Raw genomic sequence first — 23,660 nt, 5'->3', positions numbered from 1 at the left:
TGATAACCGATATAAAGATCGGTTATCATTCTCAATTATATTATTTTGATTCTCCCTGTGCTGCACGGGAAACCTCGTCCCAGGCTTCCCAGGTTGCTATACGCTCAGCATACGCTGCACGCAGGCCTTCCAGGTTATGACTACCCAAATTAAAGCGCAATGGTGGATTGTCTGCATCTACCATTTTAAAGAGGGAAGGAGGTGTAGCAGATGGATTGCCTCTTTCAAACGAAGTGAGCCGTGCAAAAAACTGCTGTTTGAAATCTGCATAAATGTCAAGTCCTGCAGCAAATTTCAGCGACTCCTGTGTCCCGAATTCTGTAGCATAGGCCCCTGGTTCGATGATCGTCACTTTAATACCGAAAGGTTTTACCTCGGCTGCCAGGCTTTCATGAATCGCTTCAAATGCCCATTTAGAAGAACAATAGTAGCCAATTACCGGCAATACAATATGCCCCAGGTTACTGGATACGCCAATAATATGACCGCTACCTTGTTTTCTCAGAAAAGGCAGCGCGGCCTTAATCACAGCAAGGGGACCTAATACATTCGTTTCGTACAGTGCCCGTACATCATCAGCACTAGCCTCTTCAATAGTGCCCACAAGAGAATAACCTGCATTATTCAGTACGATATCCAATCTGCCAAAGTGGGCATGTGCTTTTGCCACAGCCGCTTTCACCTGTTCCTCGTTCGTCACATCCATTTCCAGTGTCAGCACATTTTCACCATACTTAGTATTAAAGTCGTCAATGCTGGCCAGCTTGCGTGCAGTAGCTACCACCTTATCGCCCCGCTCAAGTGCAGCTTCTGTCCAAACCCGTCCAAACCCTCTTGAGGTTCCTGTAATAAACCATATTTTACCTGCCATAATATGTATGTTTTAATTGTAGATCAAAGATCGGGATATGGTGCTTTCCACTTGTAGCCCTATCGAGGCACTTTGTAGCCAAAAAATTATATTTGTAAGGTGAAAAAAAGAAAATCCATTCCGGTCAATCCGATGGCGAACCAGTTTGGTTCAGGCATAGCTGTTGAACGACTCGCTGTGAAGGAGTTAAGTACTCCGGAAAAGGAAGAGGCTGGAAGGCCACACAGGGAGGATGGACATTCGTTTTTTCTGCTTGAAAAAGGCAGTGTTACAGTGGAGATAGATTTTCAGCAATATAACATCAGGCCATTGCAAATCCTTTATATACATCCTAATCAGGTACATCGTATATTGTCCTTTAAAAATGTAACTGTTAGTGTCTGGTCCCTCAATAATGAAAACCTGCATCCTGAATACCTGCAACTATTAGAAGAGATCACACCGGCAAAACCTCTCTTATTAAAGAAAGAAACATTCTCCCTTATTGCAGATGCCGTATCATTGAGCATCCGTTACTTTGAACGTCAGAACGACAGGCTATATCACCCCCTCCTGAAAGATAGCTGCAATGCATTGGTCGCATTAGTGATTTCGGAATACCTGGCGCAAACACAATACACACAAAAACTGACGCGATTTGAAACCGTCACCAAAAGCTTCAAAAAAATATTAGAACGTAATTATACCATTGCCAAACGCCCGGCAGACTACGCACAGCAACTAAATATATCAATCCCTTACCTGAATGAATGTGTCAAAAACACAACAGGATATTCTGTTTCCAATCTAATACAGCAACGTGTAATATTAGAAGCAAAGCGTTTGCTCATGCATTCTGGTAAGACAGTAAAAGAAATAGCCACAGAATTAGGCTATGATGATTATCCCTATTTTTCAAGATTATTTACCAAAATGCTCCGAAAAACGCCTTTGGCATTCCGGAACAAAAACCTCGATTAGTCCAATAGTTACTTTTTTCAGATCTTATTTTCCTGCATGAAGGGCCTTTACTTTGTACCAACAAAAACGAAATAAATTGCAAAAAGAAGTACTCGTCTCGGGCGCAAGCATAGCAGGGCTTTCAATAGCTTATTGGATGAATAGAGCAGGTTACAAAGTATCGGTAGTGGAAGTTGCTCCGGGACCCAGAATGGGTGGTACGGCAGTAGATCTGCAAGGTTCCACGATTGATGTGGTGAAGCGGATGGGAATCTATGAGCAGTTAAAATCAAGTGCATTGAATCTGGAAACCATCGTATTCAAAGATACGAATGATGCCACAGTCGGCTCCATTGCGGTAGAGCGGAAGGGTGAAGAAATCGAAATTGAAAGAAGCGAATTAGTCCGGATTTTATTAGAGCAATTAAAAGGTGAAGTAGCATTTGTTTTTAATAACAGCATTACCGCGTTAGATGAAACCGCCGATAATATAATAGCAACTTTTAAAGATGGTTCGAAAAAAGCGTTTGACCTTGTATTTGGTTGTGATGGCACGCATTCAGGGATAAGGAAAATATGGTTTGGTGATGAAAGTGAATTTTCACATTTTCTCGGTGCATATTTTTCAATCTCCATCGTGGATAAATTGCTGGTGGAGCAAAATACCATTCAATTCTTTAATGTTCCTGGCAAGGTTTATATGTTGAATGCATACAAGCATAAAACCGATATTGTATTTTGCTTTCTATCGGATCAGGAAATACCATACGATTATCGCGATGTAGGTCAACAAAGAAAGATCATATTGGAGCAGTTCAAAGAACAGGGATGGAGAACTAACGGATTATTAAAAGAAGTTGCCGATGCAGAAAACTTCTACTTCGATAAATTTTGTCAGATCAAAATGCCTTCCTGGACAAAAGGCAGGGTTGCTTTAGTGGGTGATGCGGCTTATTGTGCTTCGCCAGCTGCAGGTAGAGGAGGTTCATTGGCAATGGATGGTGCCGCTGCACTGGCTGATGCACTGCTGGCACACAATGGGGATTACTTATTGGCATTTCAGGATTATAATAAGAATCTACGTCCGTTAATAGAAGAAGTGCAGGCAGACGCGGCGAAAAATGTAAGAGAAAAATTAATTCCTTCAACTGAAGATGGGATTCAGCAGATGAGGCAGGAAGGGTTTTAAAAACGCCTGCTTAAAAATACCTGACTTTTAATCAAACCAAACACGCCTTTTCAACAAACCTCCTAATCTGTTTTACACCGAGATTTGATTCATCAAATTATTGAGATGAATACAAATATTGATAAAACAGTCCTGGTGACTGGCGGCGCGGGTTTTATAGCCGTCCATTGTATTTTACAATTATTACAGGCAGGCTATCGTGTACGGGCGACGCTTCGTTCTCTAAACCGGGAGGCAGAGGTAAGAGCTATGCTCAAAGAAGGCGGTATAGAGGCCGGGGATCGTTTAACATTTATAGTGGCAGACCTATCTGCAGATGCTAACTGGGATAAAGCTGTAAGCGGATGTACCTATGTGCTGCATGTAGCTTCACCTACTCCGATTGTCAATTATAAACACGAAGATGAAATGATCATTCCTGCACGGGAAGGCGTACTTCGTGTACTTCGCGCATCCAGAGATGCTGGTGTAAAACGTGTAGTATTGACCTCTGCTATCGGTGCTGTGGTATATGGACATCCTAATCAGGCAGCACCATTTGACGAAACAACCTGGACCAATATTTCAGGTAAAGCACCTGCCTATCAAAAATCAAAGACCCTGGCAGAACTGGCCGCCTGGGAATTTATAAAAAAAGAAGGCAATGGGCTGGAACTGTCAGCAGTTAACCCTGTCGGTGTTTTAGGCCCTGTACTGGGAGCTGATTATTCACATTCCATTCACCTGATTAAAAATCTTTTAACAGGTAAAGCGCCGGGGTGTCCAAAGATCAATTCCGGGTTAGTAGATGTACGTGATGTAGCTGATCTTCATCTTCGTGCAATGACGCATCCTGATGCAAAAGGGCAACGATTTATTGCGACTGCAGGTGAAAGTATCTGGTCAGTAGAAGTTGCAAAAATTCTGAAACAACATTTGGGCGAAGCTGCTAGTAAAGTACACGCTAAAGAATTACCCAATATATTGCTGCGGATCGCAGCGTTCAAAGATCCGAAGTTGAAATCGATTATACCATTATTAGGGAGGGTGATGAATGTGACGAGTGAGAAAGCCATCCGAATGTTGGGTTGGTCACCTCGTTCTACAGAAGATGCGGTATTGGCAACAGCGGAGAGTTTGATAAGATTGAATTTATTAGATTAATCATTTCAGATTTAGGTTCCAATTGCTGCCTTTTGTAATATGATGCAGGTAAAATTCATAATATAGATATTATAATTCCGATTAGGTTGGGACAAATTATCGAATGATAATTTGTCCCTTTTCTCTTGCAGACCTGCTGGAATAATCTCTTCACTTTTCACCAATTATTATCCCTCATCTTCCATGTCGTTACCAGTTTTCCCCAGGAAGCTCTTACCTCCATCCTAACCCCGGTGCTACATGCTCTAAAATCGACGACAGGATATGCACATTATACTCAATTCCCAACGTATTAGGTATTGTCAATAGCACCGTATCCGCCTCCTGTATAGCTTCATCCTGCACCAGCTGCTTAATCAGCTGATCCGGTTCTCCTGCATAGCTCCTTCCAAAAATAGCGCGTTTGTCACTTTCGATCATTCCAATTTTGTCAGCTCCATTACTATCCCGCCCAAAGAAATACCTATCCTGATCATTCATCAGTGCAAAAATAGACCGGCTCACCGAAACCCTTGCTTCACGTTGATGCCCGGCTTTCTTCCACGCTTCTTTGTACAACCTGATCTGTTCTGCCTGTTGTACATGGAATGGCTTCCCACTTTCATCCAATTTCAAAGTAGAACTTTGCAGGAACATGCCATTTTCAGCTGCCCAAACAGCGGTAGCATTAGAAGCTGCTCCCCACCAGATGCGATCCCGCAATCCTTCAGAGTGGGGTTCCAATCTTAATAACCCTGGAGGATTAGGAAACATTGGGTAGGGATTGGGCTGTGCAAATCCAACGCCTTTAAGCTGATCCAGAAATTGTAACGCTTTCCTGCGGCCCATTTCTGCATCCGTTTCTCCTTCAGCTGGTTCATACCCAAAATAACGCCACCCATCGATCACCTGTTCCGGCGACCCTCTGCTGATTCCCAGTTGTAATCGCCCTCCCGAAATCAAGTCGGCCGCTCCGGCGTCTTCCACCATATACAGGGGATTTTCATAACGCATGTCAATAACACCCGTTCCAATCTCTATCTTGCTTGTTTTAGCGCCGATAGCAGAGAGCAAAGGAAATGGGGATGCTAACTGAGCTGCAAAATGATGTACCCGAAAATATGCGCCATCTAAACCGATTTCTTCGGCAGCGACCGCCAAATCAATAGATTGAAGTAAGGTATCACTTGCCGTACGGGTCTGATAGGCGGGATGATTGGACCAATGTCCGAACGATAAAAATCCTATTTTCTTCATACGTCTCTATTCGATTGTAAAATAGCCGTTACAAAGATAGATATTATATCATTGACTGGTACGAGGCCCGCCATTTGCCATTGCGTTCACCGCATCGGGCAATAATTTTGAACTGGCGATAGCAGTATCCATTGGAGTGTTTGGGATTAATTCAGGACAGGCATTTGCAGGTGTAATTGGGCCATTGGTAGAAGTTCCTGCTTTGATTATATTGGTACGGGTAGCGATGTGGTTAAAAAAACGTTTCTATCAACCAGCATAATCTTAAACAAAAAAGCCCCCGATCTTTCGACCTGAAGGCTTATATCTTAAATGTGTTAGAGAACACGCTGAAACGATGTTAGGCTAACTGATTTTTGCCCAGTATTTTCAACATCCTTCCATGCTCAATCAACGCTATCAGGAAAGTCCGCTTTACGTGATAAGGTAATCCAAATTCCTCCGCCGTCTGTTTTACAATAGGTGCCAGTTTCCGGTAATGAACATGACATATATTCGAAAACAAATGGTGTTCAATCTGAAAATTGAGACCTCCTATAAACCAGGACAACACCCTGCTGCGTGGTGCAAAATTCGTGGAACTAGCGAGTTCGTGAACGGCCCAGGTATCTTTAATATGTCGTTTGCTACCTTCAACAATCGGTTCCGGAAACGTAGAATCTGGCATAACATGAGCTGGCTGAAAAATACATGCCAGCATAAAACCAGCCGTAAAATGCATAATTACAAACCCCGCCAGCACAAAATACCATGCCTGACCAGAGAATAGAATTGGTAACACTAATACATAGCTGTAATAAAACATTTTGTACCAGGTAATATGAAAAATAGCCCTCCTTAAAGATATTTTTTGTTTGACAAGCAGATCCCGCTTTTTATAACGAATTACCTGCAGATAGTCTTTTGCCGTCATCCAATACAAGGTCATTAGCATATAAAAGAACCAGGCATACAGGTGTTGGTAACGATGAAACCAATACCACTGCTGTCTGGGAGAGAGACGTAAAAGTACAATACTATCAATATCCTCATCAAGCCCTTCTATATTTGTATAAGTATGATGCAGTAAATTATGCTGGATCTTCCAATTGACGCTATATCCACCAATTACTTCGAGCATATGTCCCAAAAAAGCATTAACTTTCTTATTAGGAGAATATGCACCGTGATTCGCATCGTGCATAACAGAAGTCCCAATTCCCACTATACCAAAACCCATCAGTAACCAGAATGCCCAGAACAGCAACAGACTATTAGCTCCAACACTACTGATTATCAATAAATAGGGAATAGTATAACACAATATCATGATTATTGTCTTTCTCCACATACCGCCATTGGCATATGGAGAGGTCTTTGTACTTTGAAAATAATCCTGCACTTTAGCTGTTACCGTATCAATAAAACTGCTGTTTCCTTTTGATGCGAACCGGACTATATTTATCTTTGTGACGCTCATATGATAAATTTGAATAAGATATTGAAAGAGGAGGAACCCTAGGGTTGACAATCTCTCTAAAGGTCGGCTTTTTTTTGCAGTAATGATATTTACTTTTTAAGACATTAGAAGTAGCAACAACAGCTTATGCCCGTGGAATTTTACTTGCGGAATAGCTTTTCGGAATATAATCCTACCTTAGGTTACAACCGCTCAGCTTTCTAAATCTCCATTACATCTGGTTACACGTTAAAAGATATTTCAATGGTTACAATAGAACCCCATCATATTATTGCCATTGGTGCTTCTGCCGGTGGTATAGAGGAGATTAACACAATCTTTGATAATACTCCATTGGACGGTGTTGCGTATATAATTGTCCAACACCTTTCAACGGATTTTAAGAGCAGGATGGTGGAGTTACTTGTCAGGCATAGCAAATTGTTGGTGCAGGAAGCTGAAAACGGGATGGACATCCAGGCCAATCATGTTTACCTGATTCCCAATGATAAGTTCATGACCATTTGGAATACCCGGTTATACTTAACGGGCAAGGAAAATGAAAAGCCGCCTCATCTCACAATCAATATTTTCTTTAATTCTCTTGCTGCCAGTCATGGCAAAAGAGCGGTTGCCGTTGTACTCTCAGGATTAGGTGCAGATGGTACAGATGGCATTATCGCAATAAAGCGGGCTGGTGGCCTGGTGATTGCCAGAGAACCATTAACGTCCAGATTTCCCGGCATGCCTTCAAATGCAATCGCCACCGGAATGGTTGATTTTGTATTAGAACCTCCTGCTATGCCCGAAGTGATCGAAGATTACGTATTGCACCAGCGGGAACTGGAAGTAGGCATTCAGGAAAATGAAAATACCATTGTGACAATTATAGATTATATAAAGAATCAATTGCCGCTTGATTTTTCAGATTACAAACTATCTACCCTCCTTCGCCGCACCAAGAGAAGAGCTGCATACGCTAATTTTATTACACTGGAGGATTATTATGAATTTTTGCGTACAAGCCCTGCTGAGGTAGTGACCCTGGCAAAAGATTTTCTTATCAGCGTTACATCTTTTTTCAGAGATGCGGAAGCCTTTGAAATAATTGAAAAAAATATTCTGCCAGATTTGCTTTCAAGGCTTAATCCCGGCGAGGAACTTAAAATGTGGATTGCTGGTTGTGCTACAGGTGAAGAGGTTTATTCAATGGCGATACTGATCAAAGAGCAGTTGACCGGTCCCTACAAAGATATCCCTGTAAAACTTTTTGCCACAGATCTTGATAGTGCTGCTTTATTACATGCGGGCAAGGGGCTTTATCATTGGAGTAGTGTAAAGGATATCTCCCCTGAAAGATTGCAGAAGTATTTTCTAAAAGAAAATGAAAGCTACAGGATAAATCCTCTGATACGCCAAATGGTGATATTTGCACAGCACGATCTGGTGAAAAATCCTCCTTACTGCAACATGCACTTCATCAGTTGTCGGAACCTGCTGATCTACATGACTCCCTTTTTGCAGAAGAAGGTATTTTCAATGCTGCTCTTCGGGATTAAATTCAATGGCTACCTGTTTTTAGGTTCGAGTGAAACTCCCAATCCCATTATTAGCCACCTGGAAGTGATCAGTAAAAAGTGGAGATTATATAAAAACATCAGTGAAAAACGGATCATTAATTTCGATTCATTTTCAATACCAGAATCGCTAGGATCGGCTACAATCGAACCTATTCGTGAAAATGCCGGCAGGAACAGAGGATATGATGTAGCAGAAACTATAAATGATATGCTGGCGAATGAATTGGATTACCTGGCGGTATGCATAGACGACAACTACCAGGTAGTCAAATCATTTGGTAATACTACCAAATACCTGCTGCAACAAAACTTTAATTCAAACCTGATGCAGTTGCTGCCAGAACAACTGGAACTTGCATTTAATACATTAATAAGTCAGGTATCTATTACAAATAAGAAAATTGGGGTTAAAGGTATTCCTGTCGATGTCAATGGTGAAAATATTTACGTTAGCCTCACCATTTGCCCATTGCAGGCAAAAAAGGGAAATCCTCTATCTTATTTAGTCATCTTCAAAGAAGATGCAAACACATATGACGTTAATAAGGATTACCAGGTGTTCAATGAACAGGCTTACAATGTAAAATACGTATCAAACCTCGAGCATGAATTGAAAGAGGTCAGGGAAAAACTTTCAGCAGCCTATGAAAGAATTGATGCGTACAATGAAAATATGCAATCCTTCAACGAAGAACTCATTTCATCGAATGAAGAAATGCAAAGTACGAATGAAGAAATGCAATCCGTCAATGAAGAGCTGCATACCATAAATGCCGACTACCAATTGAAGAATAAACAGTTGCTTGAAATTAATGATGATTTGAACAACTATTTCAGAAGTAATATCAATGGGCAGATATTTTTGAATGAACAACTTGAGTTAATGAAGTTTTCGCCTGCTGCTGTTAAACTGATCAATCTGCAGGAGGCTGATATCGGAAGACCAATCAGCCACATCTCCACTAATATTAAACTGAGCACTATCATAGATGATGTAAAGAATGTACTGATAGATGGACTGGAAGTGACCCGGGAAATTGAAACCAACGACGGTCATTGGTACCAAATGATGCTGGTACCTTATATACAACAGGTAGAAAACAGGCGTAATGGTGCAGTTATTTCATTTAATGATATTACCGCGCTGAAAAATGCGAAAATTGAATTGGATGAAAAAAATGAAAGTTTGCTACGTATAAATGCAGATCTGGACCATTTTATTCATATGGCATCACATGATTTGTTAGATCCCCTGAATAATATAGAATCAAGTATAGCATTGATGAACCTGGTGGATAATGAGAATTCAGAATTGATGGATTTTATACAAATTATCAATTCCTCCATTAAGAAGTTTAGTTTATTGATAAAGAATATTAGCACGATAGCCAAAATGGAAAACGATTTGACGGATGTGGAGCGGGTTGATATTGGAGACGTGATCAGTAATATTGAATGGAGCCTTGAAAAAAAGATAAAAGATACGCATGCTGCCATAATAACCCAACTTGATGTAAAAGAGATATCCTTTTCTCACAGGAACCTGAGGAGTATATTGTATAATCTCATTTCTAATGCTATGAAATTTGCAGGGCATGACGACCCGAAGATTCACATTCATACCAGGCGGGAAGGGAAATATATTGTCATCAGTGTAGAAGATAATGGAATAGGTATTACTAAGGATGGACTGAGGAAGATATTCACTATTTATGGTAGGCTAAACCAGCATGTGGAAGGACATGGAGTAGGTTTATATCTGGCAAGGAAAATTATAAATGCATCGGGGGGAGAATTGAAAGTTGAAAGCACGGTTGGTAAAGGAAGTAAATTTACCATTTATCTAAATTGCCTTTGAGGTAAATTTCACACCACAATGATTACAAACAATATTCGGAGGAAGAAGTAGATACTGATGACCCTTTTACAACGGTGGTGATAGTGGCTATTTGATAGGCACTGCTATCAAACCAAAAACACGGGCATTATAGCAGATCTTAATGCACTTTTCTCATTGGGAAGATCTCTTTGCGAAGCCGTCCGTCTACCATCCCTGAAATTTCAGCTATCAGGCTATCTGCATCCAATTTTCTATAAGTGATAATTTGTGGAAAATCATGTTCAGAATTTTCAAATACGAGCTGTTTATCTGATATTTTTGTTAATGCAAAACGCACCGGCTGTCCATTGTTTTGATTTTTTACAGTAGGGATATAATACAATTGATGTTGTTCTGCTGTTAATCGGATGGTTTCAAATATCAATGTATCTTTTCCCTTCAGCATATAGCTTTTGCCGCTTAGCTCATTCGATGATTCCCTTTTCCAGCTTTCGTAAATAGTTCCTTTGGATGTCTCACGTTCCCAGGTACCTATCAACCAGGCGGCTTTGTTAATGGGCCCGATAAAACATAGGGCGATTAATAATCTTAACATAGACTTCAATTTTATACGAAAGTGCGAAAAAAGCCAGTGTGGAAATTGTAAAAAAGCGACAAGTCATTTTCTGCCATATAACAACGCCGACATTTTAAGGTTATCGTTGTAATACTGCTTCGGGGTATAGCCCGTCAGTTGCTTAAACTCTTTTATAAAATGTGACTGGTCAAAATAATTTCCTTCATAGGCTAAGGCTGTAAGAGAGGGCTCTTTTCCGCTAATGAGTTTTTTAAATATATTATTTAGTCTTATTACCCTGGATAATTGTTTGGGGCTCATGCCTACGTCTGATAAGAACCTGCGCTCAAGCCGTCTGCTATTGATCTGACTTTTTCTGGATAGTGCTGTTACAGATAATTGTCCATTGGAATGCAGGATCGCCTCTATCAGGGACCTGGTGATGTGGTCGATCGTTTCAGCAGTTGCAAGCCTATTGGTGAGAAATTGTTCTACCTCTTTGATTCTATCTGATACAGTAGGAGCGGTAAGGATTGCCACTTCTAAACTTTTCCCATCATTACCGAAAAGTCTTTCAAGTGGGATAGCTGTGTTTTCCATTTCGGATAAAGGCAATTGTGTAAATGGGGAAAAACCATCCGGATGGAAACGAACTGAAAAAATGCCTGTTTTGCCAGTTGCCACTATTTCAAGTGGACGGGTTAATTGCCCGATTACAAAGCACCGGGGTTGTAAAATAATGCTGCCATCTTCCAGGTATTGCTCATACAGATCCCCGTAATGAAAAATCATTTCCATACAGCCATCAGGTATGATGGTCTGTTTTTGTGGAATGCTACCTGCAGGACCTTCCAGGGTCCAATAACATTGTATCATAGGATCCAGGTCGATACCAGCTAAATAGGTTTGATACTGCATGGTGTAAATATATATTACTTTTTATTGTGGGCTTGCAAATGTTTGTTTGCGGAGTTCTTTGGCCATTGAGAGAGATTATAATGAGGATGCGCTGGCATGAATGGGAAAGCAATAAAGCCTTCAGATTTTCCATCTGAAGGCTTTATTGCTTTTTATTATCGTATACCCTGTAATATCAGCAAAGCTATTTCCCGTAAGAGCACTTACATTTTAGCTGTAAACCCTCCACCAGGTGCCATTTTAATAGTTAAGACATCCTTGGGAGATAAGAATTTTGTTTCTCTGTTAACGCTTGTATTCGTTAGGGTGTCATAAACAAGGGTTGCTTTTGCTTTTTTAGACAGAAAAGATAGCGGTATTTTTATTTCCCTTTCAGTCGTACCATTCATTATTCCAATCCACCAGGTATCTCCTTTACGACGTGCAAAAGCAACGACTTCACCCATTTGGGTACATGGAAGTACCCTGGTTTCATCCCAGGTAGTAGGGAGCGTCTGGAACAGGTCAAACAGGGGGCTTTCAAGATAGAATTTATACTGGTCACAAAAATGCGTTACCGGCGAAAGATAAACAATCGCCTGGGCAAATTCATGTGCCCATGTATATTTTGCGGTGGTCAATTCTGCGGGATTTAACATGACTGGCGTAACATCTGCCGCACCTGCCATCAGTCGTGTGAAGGGTAGGCAAACATCCTGCTGGAAAGGCATTACCCGGTCATACCTTGACATGTGGTATTCATTACCACGTACAGCCTCCCTTGTGATATCATTTGGATAAGTACGCCTCAATCCGGTAGGTTTTACACTGCCATGAAAGTTCAGGAGTAATTTTAATTCGGCGCAATCCTCCATCGTTCCTACATACCACTGCATAATATCGGCTGTTGCATCAGGGATAAAGTCAATTTTTATCCCGGAGGCACCTATAGCCTTTATCTTTTCCAGGTATTTGTGGCGTTCTATAGCATTCCTGCATTCTTTTGAATCTACCCATACTATTGATTGTACCCCCACGCTTTTACCATAGTCGATCACTTCTTTTAATAATGTCCACTGATCTTTCCCATCTTTTCTCCAATCACGCCAGCCATCGTCTACCAGGTAGTATTCCCATTTTAACTTAGCAGCGGCATCATACCAGTTTTTTTGGTCTTCCAATTGTGGTGCACCAATACTCCACCATTGCCATAAACATCTGCCAGGTTTTACCCAGGAAAAGTCACGCCCTTTCTTAGGAGGTGGGCACACATTCATCAGCAGATCCGAATTCACAAGGCCATTTAAATTGGGGGAAATGATCGTGGTCCGCCATGGAGTTACTTTTTGCCCTTTATATGAACCATCCGGAACAGAAGGCCCATTTTCTGCCAGGTGTTTGAATTGCCATCCATCTTTTGCAAAAGGGAAATAAGCTTTTAAAACATGCCCATTGCGCATGAATGACATATCAGAAAAGTTTTCGCAGTCAGCCTCCGAAATAGATAGATATTTTCCAGATACTTCAAAAGTAAGCGGCCCCATTATTGGCTGGTTCTCCGGAACCTTATTTAATGATGTTACATGGCTCAACTCTTCATACGATTGACTGAATCCTGACCATGCTATGTTTGTAGCATTTTCAGGAAGATTCCATGCGGTAGATTCACTATCAATATATGTGGTTCCAATGGGAATAGTATAACGGATCGCTACTCCATCGTCATATACTCTTATAATAAGATTGAATTTCTTACCTGCCGCTTCCAAAGGAATACTTGTTTCATTTGCATGATTAGTGACCAATGGGTGATTCCCTAAAATTGAATACCTTTCATTTAGCGAACTTACTTCAGGTCTTCCAGGAATGGTTGTTTTATAGCCTAAATCTATATGATCAACGGTTAGGCCTAATGGAGACGTATTAATAACTTTTACATTCCCATATAGGATAGAGTAGGAAAGTCTTTCATTTTCAATAAATACATTAACGATAATTTGTTTGTTCGGACTATTGACCTGAATTTCATTTACCTGTTTGTTAGCATTAACAGTAGTTGTGCATATTCCCCACATTAGGAAAGTTAAAAGACCATGTTTCAGGTATCGCATATCATCTAATTTTAATTTTTTAGTTGAAACCCTATTTATTCGATTTAACACAAAAAAGATTTAACACATTGAGCAAATTGAGACCCTGATTTTACATCAGCAAATATGATTAAATCAAAAGAAAATTAATCTAAGATAAATATTTACAGCAGACAGCCATCATATAAGCCAAATGTGAGGGAAGAATAAAGTGTAATTTGGTTCAGCCCTGATTAAGGCTATAAGTTGGGGAAAATACACAAATTTTTATCAACTTAATAATCTAACCTTCTGGTTTGAAGCTAATAGGTTTTCCCTGTAAATGGCTTGCCAATAAAGGAATAAACAGAATGATAAGAATATTATGGCAGGTGTGGTTATTCTAATTTAACCACATTTAATACTATTTTATCAATGATTGATTTGTAAGTTATCGGCTAATGGTAGTCTCCGGAATAAGACAGTGGCGATCAAAATATTGTATTGTTATTGGGGAGGCATTGATCTTAGATGAAGATCGGGATATGAATGATCTTTTTCGGAGAATCAGGAAGGAAATCAAGCGGCTATTGACAATGTCAGCCCGGATGTATTAATCTCGTAATTTAGAGACACTTAAGGATACATTTTGTGCGCGGATCGCTTCCTCTGTTGTATCCTCGATGGCTCCTCATAAGCTGTGTCCAGCATTGTTGATCAATACATCCAGTCTGCCAAAGGATTCATTAAAAGAAATAGTTTTTACTTAGATAATGCCTGATCGATTAACACCGTTTGCTTGCTTGCCTGATCAATGAGAACGATATGGGTGTAATCACCATCATTTTTGGTACTGTTTATCGTTTTAACTAAACCTGTTGATTGTCCTGCATATTTGCCCAGCGTATCAGTGGTAAATGTGTTGATCTCGTAGTTTAATTTGTAGGGAGCGGTATTTGACCGCGTTAATGCCAGCGTATATGAAGTGTTTGGAGTCAGGCCGGAGAATATTTGTTCTACCAGGTCTGCCAGCCCAACCGGCCTTACAGCAATTCTACCTATTGCCTTTCCTGCTTGCTCAGGATTTTTCATCGTGAGAATTTGAGTTTCAGCAGTGTCATTGAGGGCTGATAACCCGGTTTTATTGGCTGCATCTGTAACTGCATGATCAGCATATACCAGTGCTTGTGGGCTTTGGCCTATCTTAACCGGCTGTAGTGCTTTCATAGTTTCCAGGTCAATAGCCTGAACCTGATCGCCATATTCCAGGCCCACATATAGTAGCTTTCCATTTGCTGAGGGCCATAAGCCATGCGGCAATGCACCAACATTGATCGTGTCCGTTTGCTTGAAATCCTGCGCAACGTCAAATACCCGTACCTTGTTTTCCCCACCAACTGTTACCAACATCATCAGTTTGTTTTTTACATAAGTAAACGTAACGTGATTGGTGATGGCGCCGGTAGTTAGTACTTTACTTACAGTTTGCGTAGCGGTATTGATCACTGTTACCTTGCCTACGTCTTTATGAGTCATGGCTATCCATTCACCTTTTGGGCTGGTAAAGATGTTGGGGGAAAACGGACTGACAACCGGGATCTTTTTGATGATTTTGTAGTTGGATGTATTGACAATATCCACTTCAGGCGTAAAGCTGGAGCAAACATAGGCTAGTTTACCATCAGGAGTAAATGCTATCATACCGGGGCCATCAGCAACCTGCACCTGTTTCACTTCCTGCATTTTTGCAACATCAATTACGCTTACATAAGCCTCTCCACGTACGGACACCCATATTTGCTTACTGTCTGGTGTAAAAGTAGGTTCGTGGGGAGAACGCCCGACGTAGATAGTTTTGATCACCTTGTTCGTCTCGGTGGAAACCAACGTAACCGAATTGGAACCAATGGAAACCACGGCGAGCATTTTCTTTGCTTCGGAATAACGCAAGCCGTGCACCAAAGCTTGTCCTTTGTACAAGGGGCTTAATACATTAGGGTATGGCTTGCCTAATTTGATCTCTCCGAGGAATGTATTGGTGGACGGGTCGACCACAGACACAGAATTTGATACCTGGTTTGCAGTATATACCCTGTCGTGAGCATATGGGCTTTGTGCTTTAGCAGCAATGGCAAATGAAGCACAACTAAGTGTTAATATGATTTTGTAATTTTTCATGATATTATTGAATATAAGCAGACATTTGTTCGATTTCAATTTGTTCATTGGAAATAAGGCTTTTTGCAAAGGCTAATGCCTGGACATCCTGGCCATGTTTCAATAAGACTTTCGCCATATCAACTGCTGCCTGGTGATGCGGAAGCATTACCGCAGCAAAAGCATAATCCGTATTCGTAAGTTTTCCAGCAGGCGGCATTTGCGCCATCATTGTTTCCATGCACTGATTGAAGCCATCCTCAACAGCTGATGGAAGCGATCCTTCTTTGGAAGCGTGTTGATTTAACCATAATTCCATTTGTAACAATTCCGAACTCTGTTCGGCAAGAATGCTTTTAGCCAGCTGAATCATTGTGAAATTTTTACCGTGGGTGATTTCATACCGCGCCATACTAATTGCTCCCTGATGATGTGGAATCATTTGAAGAATGAATTCAGCATCTGCCGATTGACCTTTGGTTGCTTTATCCATTTGTACCATCATAGTGTCCATCATTGCCAGAAATACTGGTTTTTGTACTGCGGACATTTGGTGATGCATTGGCATTGACATGTCCATCTTCTGGGCATCCGCTTTGATTAATACTATTGTGATCAACAAGCCGGGAAGAAGCGGTTTAATGAATTTGCTTAGATTATTCATGTGCGCTGTTATTTTTTCTTACAAAGAGAAGCATTCCTTTGGTTTGCCAAAAGAAGAAAAACGCGTGTCCGGCAAATTTGATCCTGAATTCGGCAATTGAAGAGCTGTAACAATGAATCAACCATCCATATCGTGTAAATGTTCGAAAGGATGATCACGACATCTACACTACATTGAAAAATCTTCTTTATACGCAGGGATTAAATGACGTGCCTGGCAGCTTCATCGCGTGAATTGCCGTGCTCAGGTTTAAATTCGCCGGGCATAGGTTTATTCTTAATTTAGATGGATACATTACGTTGTATATTTGCGGGGTTATGGAGGATCATGTTCAACTAATTATCCTTCCTGGATATATGAGGTATGTAGCGCAAGGCCTGGTACTGGGGGCTATGGATACCAGTCAATGCCTGCTAATAAATACTAAATTTGAAATTCAAGCGAGGGTCATGCTATGATTTATTCAAAAAAAACAGATAAAGCATCAGGGAATGTTTTTAAGGTTTCTGCCCGAATGATCTGGTTTAGCGCGGTATTTATGGGTGTATTGGCATCCATTCCAAAAATATTGCAATTGCATATAACCATGGGCGAACTGATGATCGATGCATCCATTGCGTTCCTTTTTACATTATTTACCTGGTACTTTAATTTATATCAATTGCCCAAATACTCGGGGGAGCCAATTGACGACCATTTTTTCAACCGCAGGTTGGCATTAAGCCTGCTTGTTGGAATTGGACTGATGATCGTCCTAGTGTTACTGCACCAGTTATTGGTACCTGGTTATCCCCTCAATACGATGCTCATGATGTATGAGTTCCGGGGTGTATTAATCAATTTAACGATTTACGTATTTTTATTCCTGCTTTATCAAAGTTTTCATACACAATTAATCAGCATTGAGCTGGAGCGCACAAAAGCAGACCATGTAAGTGCTAAATTTGATCTGCTTAAACAGCAGGTAAATCCACATTTTCTTTTTAATAGCCTGAATACGCTAAAATCGATGGTCGATATGCAGGATGCTCATGCCTCTGAGTTTATTCTGAAGTTATCCGATTTTTATCGGTTCACGCTTGAAAATCGCGTGAATGACCTGATTGCCCTTGATGAAGAATTACAGATACTGGACGCTTACCTGTTTTTGTTAAAAGCGCGATTTGAGGATGGAATAGCCATAAAGATTGATTTGCCTTTAAACCAATCCGGTATAGCTATACCACCCTTTACATTACAACTGCTGGCTGAAAATTGTATCAAGCATAATGTAATTTCACTCGAAATGCCACTGCAGATAAAATTATATGCGGAAGGTGACTTTATTATCATGGAAAACAATATACAACCAAAACTAAAACCAGAGCCTTCAACCGGTATGGGGCTGGAGAATATAAATCAGCGTTACCTGCACCTAAACCATAGCCCGATCATTGTGGAAAAGGGAGCTGATATTTTTAAAGTTAAACTTCCTAATGTTCCATGGAAATACTGATTATAGAAGATGAGTTAAAAACGGCGAGGGCGCTTGCCAGGCTTATTACGGCTGCGGAACCGGATAGTCGCATCGTAAAGACTATTCAAAGTGTCCAATCTGCTGTAGACTTTCTCCAGGAGACACAACCAGATCTTATATTCATGGATGTACAACTGGCTGATGGCCTTTGCTTTGAAATATTTAATCGTATCCGCGTGAATGTTCCTGTTATTTTTTGCACGGCATTCGATGATTATATGATGGAGGCTTTTAAAGCCAATGGTGTAGATTATGTATTAAAACCATTTTCAGCTGAAACAATCGCGGCAGCATTATCGAAAGTCCGTAATCTCAAAAACTTTTTCCAGCAAACGGGCAATACCTTGGCAAACTTTTCGCAATTGATTGAAAAGCTTCAACCCCGTTCATACAAAAAATCCTTCCTGGTAATCAACGGCCAGAAATATCATACGATCAACACTGACACCATCGCTTATTTTTTTATCCGTAACGAGTCTACTAAGATAGTGACCATGGATGGTCAACAATATCAGGTGCCCCAGTCATTGGAAGAAGTGCAGCGCCAGTTAGATGGACATGATTTTTTCCGGCTCAACCGTCAATACCTTATTGCATTCAGAGCAATTAAAGAGGTTGAACATTACTTCGCGAGGAAGTTATGTATTACCCTTAAAGTGACAACAGAAGAAAAGCTACTGGTAGGTAAAGATAAGACAACGCTGTTCCTGTCCTGGCTCGATGATCGTTAATAAGGGCACTTATGCCAGCAATACAGGTGCAAAAAGAAAACTGCAAACCCTCGTATTGCCAATGGGATTGTCTATGACCGGCAAATTGAGGCATATCGAACTTCAAAATTTTACTACATTTTAACCCGGATTGCCCATCTATCGGGGAATACACCCTCAAACGAAAAAAGGCAAAGGCATCAGTGGGCGAGTTTCAGTTTGCCTGTAACATTGAAGCGTAATGATCGGGCTGGCACGAATATTTCAAAATCCCTAAAGATGAAATTTTAAATGAGTTCATTTAATTCATCATCCGGTAATCATTCGGCGTAACGCCTATTTTTTGTTTGAATAAACGGGTGAAGTGCTGTGGATATTTAAATCCCAACTCGTAGGCAATTTCACTCACAGATTTATTCATATCAAACACTCTCTCTTTCGCCACATCTATCACTTTTGATTGAATGTATTCCTGGGCAGATCTGCCGGTTTCTTTCTTCACCAGGTCACCAAAATAGTTGGGTGATAAATGTAGTGCTTCGGCGCAATAAGCTACGGAAGGCAAGCCTTCGATCTGCGGTTTATCGGATGAAAAATAGTCTTTCAATAAGTGTTCAAACCGTTCCAGGATTCCTTTGTTTGCATTGTCGCGCGTAATGAACTGGCGGTCGTAAAAACGAATGCAGTAATTGAGTAGCAACTCGATGTTGGATGCAATCAGTCCTTTGCTGTGCTTGTCTATATTCTGATCGAGTTCATACTCGATTTTTGAGAAGCAATCAATCACAATATTTCTTTCTTTATCCGACAGGTGAAGTGCTTCATTTACATCATACGAAAAGAAAGAATAATCCTGAATGTGTTTGCCCAACGGAGTGCCGTTTATCAGGTCGGGATGAAAGACCAATACCCAGCCTTTCGGGGCAAATGGTTCAACGCCGGGTTCCACACCTAACATTTGCCCGGGCGCTACACATACCAGGCTTCCTTCCTGGTAGTCGTAGTGCTTTCTTCCATAGCGCAATTGGCCACAGTTCAGTTCTTTCAGCCCCACCGCATACAAACCAAAGTTGTATGACCTGGCGGGCATCGGTTGCGCTTTAGAGATGTCAATCACCGTAACCAGGGGATGTTTGGTAGTTACGCCCCGCATGGTATTGTATTGCGCGATGCTGCTAATTTTTACAATCTCTTCCATACCTTATTCTTTTATCGCTACAAAATTACAGGTTCCTGCAATCCTTTTTGATACCGGTCTTCCCAATCAGTAATAATGGTAGGAAACTCCGTAATCTGTATACAAAACAGCTCGCACATCTTCCCCAATTTTACAGCCATAAACATACAAAAAGCATACAAAATGAAAACACGACAATTAGGAACCTCAGGATTAGAAGTGTCCGAACTTGGTTTCGGTTGCATGGGACTAAGCCACGGTTACGCTAACCAGCCGGACCGGAAAGAGGCCATTCGCGTGTTACGCGACGCGGTGGAACAGGGTATTACCTTCTTTGATACTGCAGAGGTTTATGGTCCTTACACCAACGAGGACATCGTGGGAGAGGCGCTGGAGCCGTTCAAGGGCAAGGTAGTGATCGCCACCAAATTTGGATTCAAAAATGGATCGAACGCTGAACTCGACAGTCGTCCGGAGACAATCCGAAAAGTAGTAGACGCATCACTCAAGCGCCTTCGCATCGATACAATCGATCTTCTCTACCAGCACCGTGTGGATCCGACCGTTCCCATTGAGGATGTGGCTGGCACCGTGAAGGATCTCATTGCCCTGGGAAAGGTGAAGTACTTCGGGTTATCAGAGGCTGGGGTCTTAAATATCCGTAAAGCCCACGCTGAGCAACCTGTGACGGTGCTGCAAAGCGAGTACTCCCTTTGGTGGCGTGAACCCGAAGAAAAGGTCTTTCCCGTGCTTGAGGAGCTCGGTATCGGTTTTGTGCCCTTCAGCCCACTCGGCAGAGGCTTTCTGACCGGCAAAATCAATGCCGACACGCTCTTTGATAAAGAGGATGGCCGGAGTTACTTCCCACGTTTTCAGAAAGAAAACATGGAAGCTAATCAAGCCTTTGTAGATATTCTCGCCCGCGTTGCGACGGAGAAGGGAGCTTCCACCGCGCAGGTGGCGCTCGCCTGGATCCTGGCACAGAAGCCATGGATCGTTCCGATCCCGGGTACCACGAAATCACAACGCGTGAAGGAAAATATCGGCGCGACGGGTCTTGTGCTTTCTCCCACGGAGCTAAGCACGATCACTCAGGGTGCAGATAGCATTGAAGCCAAAGGTGGCCGGTATCCGGAAAGTTTTGACAAGGTGATAGACCGGAAAGCGTAGACGATTTGACCTGGTGGAGATTTCCAACGAGATATGTAACCGGCTCTACAAATAGAGCCGGTTACATTTTAACCTTTGTACTTAGGTAAAAGGTTAATCTTTGCAGTAGTACAGGCCAAAAACGGGGCATGGACGCTCATCAATCTACACACTTCCGGTTATTGAAAATTTATGGAAAAACAGCATACAGATAGTTATAAAGTGATGGACATAACATTAAATAACGGCATAAAAATGCCGCTGCTTGGTTTTGGCACTTACCTGCTTCGGGATGGTTTAGAGTGTGAGCAGTCTGTGCTGAATGCTTTAAATATTGGCTACAGACTGATCGACACAGCTGCGGCTTACTTTAATGAAGAATCAGTGGGCAGAGCGATTAAAAAAAGTAATGTCAAACGGGACGAAATCTTTGTGACCACAAAATTTTTGCCAATGGATCCCGGGCATGAAAAAACAAAGCACGCCTTTGAAGCATCACTAAAAAAATTGGGTCTTGACTATATTGATCTATACTTGATTCATCTCCCTCAGGGAGACGTAAATTCCTCCTGGACAGCAATGGAAGAATTATATAAAGAAGGTAAAGTAAGGGCTATAGGTATAAGTAATTTCAATATGAATCAGATTCAGAATTTACTCAAGCAACATAGTGTGATACCAGCAATCAATCAAGTGGAGACACATCCATTTTCGCAAAAAACAGAAATGCAGAAAGCTTTGAAAGCTCAAGGCATCCAGTTGGAGTCATGGGCCCCCTTTGCTCAGGGTAAAAACAATCTTTTTAATAATGAACTTTTAAAAGCGCTTTCAGGCAAATATAATAAGAGCATTGCCCAGGTGGTGCTACGATGGTTAATTCAAAAAGAAGTTGTGGCTATCCCGAAATCAGCAAATATGAAAAGGATAAGTGAAAATTTCAATGTATTTGACTTTGAATTGTCTTCTGATGATATGACGACTATCAAATCGCTGGATAAAGGTAGTGGACTAATTTATCATGTTTAAAAGACGTTTGAAAAATCAGTTTTGGTAATATCTCTATTTTATTTCTGGTGTATTGTAAAATTGGTTAATTTGTTTATTCAATCTAACAAAGACTATAATGAATGCTACTTCCTTATGACCATCCGGAGTTCAATTCACCCAGCAATGCGGTTATTTATAACGAGGATAAAAGTATTTATATGCGGTTGGCACTTCCCATACCGGTTTCTGAGCAACGTAATGGAGGGGAGGGTATGTGAATGATAGTGCTTTTGTAGGACTGTATATTGGTGGTGTAGTATGGGGAAGGAGAGATGGGAATGGCTTTGAACCTTGTGTTTGACAAGGATTATTGCGAAACAAGGGCATTAAATTATATAACAGGTGAAGTTGGGGAGTGTCCTGGCTCATTTAGATTGTAAATTAGTAGTATTGCCTGATCTTTTATTTTGATCTGACGATACTGCAAATTAAATAAGGAATTAATAAATTTAGCAACTAATCCATACCAACTTATGAAGTATTTTTTTAGTTTTCTTTTCCTGCTCTACACGATGTCCACTTTAGGACAAGCATCCTTTCCCAAAGGTTTTAAATTAATAGAAGGCGACAATATGACCGGGGAAGATGATAGATACTCTAATGGAAAAGATGTTTTCCAGATGCATTTCTATTGGAGATCCTATGATGGAGATTTCACCTGGAACGATGATAAATATAGGCAGCACATTGCAGAAGGTATTGGATACCCGGTTTATCAGACAAAGGATAGCCTCTTGTGGGGAACGGGGAAAATAAATGGATATTACTCTTATGTAGTAGTAGACTGGCATGGTGAAATATTTGAACTTTTTTCCAAAGAAAATGATGCAGACTTCGCTAGCTATTCGAAATGGCTCATTTCTTCTATAAGAGAATATCGTAAAAAAGGGAAAAAATTCATGTTTGCGAGAAGATTGCATATGATCTCATAACTTAAGATTAACAAAAACGCCTTTTGGATTATCTCCATCCTCCCGCCTCATACGTAAAAAACAATGAAGCATATTTTTACCTGCATTGCTTTTTTATGCCTGATCATTCCTAAGGTTGTTTCCGCACAGACCATAGCCGTAGACTCCTCCTATTGGCATTCCATTCCTTTTTACAAGTCTATCACTGATACGGTCGATAAACCCATCCATATGGATTATTTCCAAATAGACCAGGACATTGTAAAAGATCAACTCAATGATATACCAGCAAATGGCTCCAGCATTGCTGCCCTTCTAAAATTACTTCCTCATTTCATAGACGGAAATTGTAATTGCAGAAGCTTCAGCCAGGATTTAGGGTATGGATTAAAATCAACACGTTACACCATACACGGCGGCTACGGCTCTTATAATGTAGATGCCGTGTATTTCGACGATCATGTGCTGAAGTTAAAATTGACAATTGATGCGGAAAGAGAAATAATCGAAGAATACCTGCTCAACCTGATCCGAATGCCATTTGTTTAAGCTGCTCAATCCCGCTCTTGTT

At 41.0% G+C, this 23,660-nt stretch carries 19 protein-coding genes and 1 pseudogene; 11 read left to right on the top strand and 9 right to left on the bottom strand.

The features are described 5' to 3' along the window. Positions 1-40: 40 nt before the first annotated feature. Positions 41-871 (bottom strand): SDR family NAD(P)-dependent oxidoreductase, encoded by an 831-nt coding sequence (locus SIO70_RS30605; protein WP_320577328.1) that lies wholly within the window; start codon positions 869-871, stop codon positions 41-43. Positions 872-970: 99 nt separating this feature from the next. Here SIO70_RS30605 and SIO70_RS30600 point away from each other — a divergent pair, with 99 nt between their 5' ends. From SIO70_RS30600 to SIO70_RS30590, 3 genes are all read left to right on the top strand, one after another. After that, positions 971-1,831 (top strand): helix-turn-helix domain-containing protein, encoded by an 861-nt coding sequence (locus tag SIO70_RS30600; protein WP_320577326.1) that lies wholly within the window; start codon positions 971-973, stop codon positions 1,829-1,831. Positions 1,832-1,907: 76 nt separating this feature from the next. After that, positions 1,908-2,999 (top strand): FAD-dependent monooxygenase, encoded by a 1,092-nt coding sequence (locus tag SIO70_RS30595; protein WP_320577324.1) that lies wholly within the window; start codon positions 1,908-1,910, stop codon positions 2,997-2,999. Positions 3,000-3,104: 105 nt separating this feature from the next. Further along, complete coding sequence (locus tag SIO70_RS30590) at positions 3,105-4,142, top strand: aldehyde reductase (protein ID WP_320577323.1); 1,038 nt, start codon at positions 3,105-3,107, stop codon at positions 4,140-4,142. A gap of 213 nt (positions 4,143-4,355) precedes the next feature. On the opposite strand, the gene SIO70_RS30585 is transcribed toward SIO70_RS30590, so the two are convergent. Next, positions 4,356-5,378 (bottom strand): LLM class flavin-dependent oxidoreductase, encoded by a 1,023-nt coding sequence (locus SIO70_RS30585; RefSeq protein WP_320577321.1) that lies wholly within the window; start codon positions 5,376-5,378, stop codon positions 4,356-4,358. Positions 5,379-5,454: 76 nt separating this feature from the next. Here SIO70_RS30585 and SIO70_RS33625 point away from each other — a divergent pair. Further along, positions 5,455-5,640 (top strand): annotated as a pseudogene (locus tag SIO70_RS33625) (arsenic resistance protein); the annotation flags it as partial. 78 nt (positions 5,641-5,718) lie between these two features. Here SIO70_RS33625 and SIO70_RS30580 read toward each other — a convergent pair. Then, entirely contained in the window at positions 5,719-6,837 is a 1,119-nt protein-coding gene (locus tag SIO70_RS30580) for an acyl-CoA desaturase (protein WP_320577320.1), read from the bottom strand. A 243-nt stretch (positions 6,838-7,080) separates the two neighbouring features. Here SIO70_RS30580 and SIO70_RS30575 point away from each other — a divergent pair, with 243 nt between their 5' ends. Beyond that, on the top strand, positions 7,081-10,254 hold the full coding sequence (locus SIO70_RS30575; protein WP_320577319.1) for a chemotaxis protein CheB: 3,174 nt from the start codon (positions 7,081-7,083) through the stop codon (positions 10,252-10,254). Positions 10,255-10,393: 139 nt separating this feature from the next. Here the strand turns inward: SIO70_RS30575 and SIO70_RS30570 are convergent, their stop codons facing one another. The 5 genes from SIO70_RS30570 to SIO70_RS30550 form a co-directional block, all read right to left on the bottom strand. Next, positions 10,394-10,831 carry a DUF6265 family protein gene (locus SIO70_RS30570; protein ID WP_320577318.1) on the bottom strand — a complete coding sequence of 146 codons (438 nt, stop codon included), beginning with the start codon at positions 10,829-10,831 and terminating at the stop codon, positions 10,394-10,396. Between the two features lie 63 nt (positions 10,832-10,894). Next, positions 10,895-11,710 (bottom strand): helix-turn-helix transcriptional regulator, encoded by an 816-nt coding sequence (locus SIO70_RS30565; protein ID WP_320577317.1) that lies wholly within the window; start codon positions 11,708-11,710, stop codon positions 10,895-10,897. Between the two features lie 203 nt (positions 11,711-11,913). Beyond that, positions 11,914-13,800 (bottom strand): glycoside hydrolase family 97 protein, encoded by a 1,887-nt coding sequence (locus SIO70_RS30560; RefSeq protein ID WP_320577315.1) that lies wholly within the window; start codon positions 13,798-13,800, stop codon positions 11,914-11,916. A 720-nt stretch (positions 13,801-14,520) separates the two neighbouring features. After that, positions 14,521-15,936 (bottom strand): YncE family protein, encoded by a 1,416-nt coding sequence (locus SIO70_RS30555; RefSeq protein ID WP_320577313.1) that lies wholly within the window; start codon positions 15,934-15,936, stop codon positions 14,521-14,523. Positions 15,937-15,940: 4 nt separating this feature from the next. Next, the gene (locus tag SIO70_RS30550; RefSeq protein ID WP_320577311.1) at positions 15,941-16,579 is read right to left on the bottom strand and encodes a DUF305 domain-containing protein; all 639 of its coding nucleotides are present in this window, start codon (positions 16,577-16,579) and stop codon (positions 15,941-15,943) included. A 514-nt stretch (positions 16,580-17,093) separates the two neighbouring features. Between SIO70_RS30550 and SIO70_RS30545 the strand changes: the two genes are divergently transcribed. Beyond that, the gene (locus SIO70_RS30545) at positions 17,094-18,074 is read left to right on the top strand and encodes a sensor histidine kinase (RefSeq protein ID WP_320577309.1); all 981 of its coding nucleotides are present in this window, start codon (positions 17,094-17,096) and stop codon (positions 18,072-18,074) included. Next, positions 18,062-18,826 carry a LytTR family DNA-binding domain-containing protein gene (locus tag SIO70_RS30540; protein ID WP_320577307.1) on the top strand — a complete coding sequence of 255 codons (765 nt, stop codon included), beginning with the start codon at positions 18,062-18,064 and terminating at the stop codon, positions 18,824-18,826. The genes SIO70_RS30545 and SIO70_RS30540 overlap by 13 nt, the downstream gene beginning before the upstream one ends. A 280-nt stretch (positions 18,827-19,106) precedes the next feature. Here SIO70_RS30540 and SIO70_RS30535 read toward each other — a convergent pair whose 3' ends face one another. Beyond that, the gene (locus tag SIO70_RS30535; protein WP_320577305.1) at positions 19,107-20,003 is read right to left on the bottom strand and encodes a helix-turn-helix transcriptional regulator; all 897 of its coding nucleotides are present in this window, start codon (positions 20,001-20,003) and stop codon (positions 19,107-19,109) included. A 162-nt stretch (positions 20,004-20,165) separates the two neighbouring features. On the opposite strand from SIO70_RS30535, the gene SIO70_RS30530 reads away from it, so the two are divergent. The 4 genes from SIO70_RS30530 (at position 20,166) to SIO70_RS30515 (ending at position 23,638) form a co-directional block, all read left to right on the top strand. After that, the gene (locus SIO70_RS30530) at positions 20,166-21,152 is read left to right on the top strand and encodes an aldo/keto reductase (RefSeq protein ID WP_320577304.1); all 987 of its coding nucleotides are present in this window, start codon (positions 20,166-20,168) and stop codon (positions 21,150-21,152) included. Positions 21,153-21,323: 171 nt separating this feature from the next. After that, positions 21,324-22,157 carry an aldo/keto reductase gene (locus SIO70_RS30525; RefSeq protein WP_320577302.1) on the top strand — a complete coding sequence of 278 codons (834 nt, stop codon included), beginning with the start codon at positions 21,324-21,326 and terminating at the stop codon, positions 22,155-22,157. Positions 22,158-22,651: 494 nt separating this feature from the next. Further along, positions 22,652-23,110, top strand: a complete 459-nt coding sequence (locus SIO70_RS30520; RefSeq protein WP_320577300.1) for a hypothetical protein — start codon at positions 22,652-22,654, stop codon at positions 23,108-23,110. A 63-nt stretch (positions 23,111-23,173) separates the two neighbouring features. After that, positions 23,174-23,638, top strand: coding sequence for a hypothetical protein (locus tag SIO70_RS30515; RefSeq protein ID WP_320577299.1), 465 nt, complete (start codon positions 23,174-23,176; stop codon positions 23,636-23,638). Positions 23,639-23,660: the final 22 nt, after the last annotated feature.

Source organism: Chitinophaga sancti, from assembly GCF_034087045.1.
Lineage (GTDB): Bacteria > Bacteroidota > Bacteroidia > Chitinophagales > Chitinophagaceae > Chitinophaga > Chitinophaga sancti_B.
The sequence above is the reverse complement of the archived record's forward strand: the minus strand, read 5'-3'. Positions and strand labels throughout refer to the sequence as shown.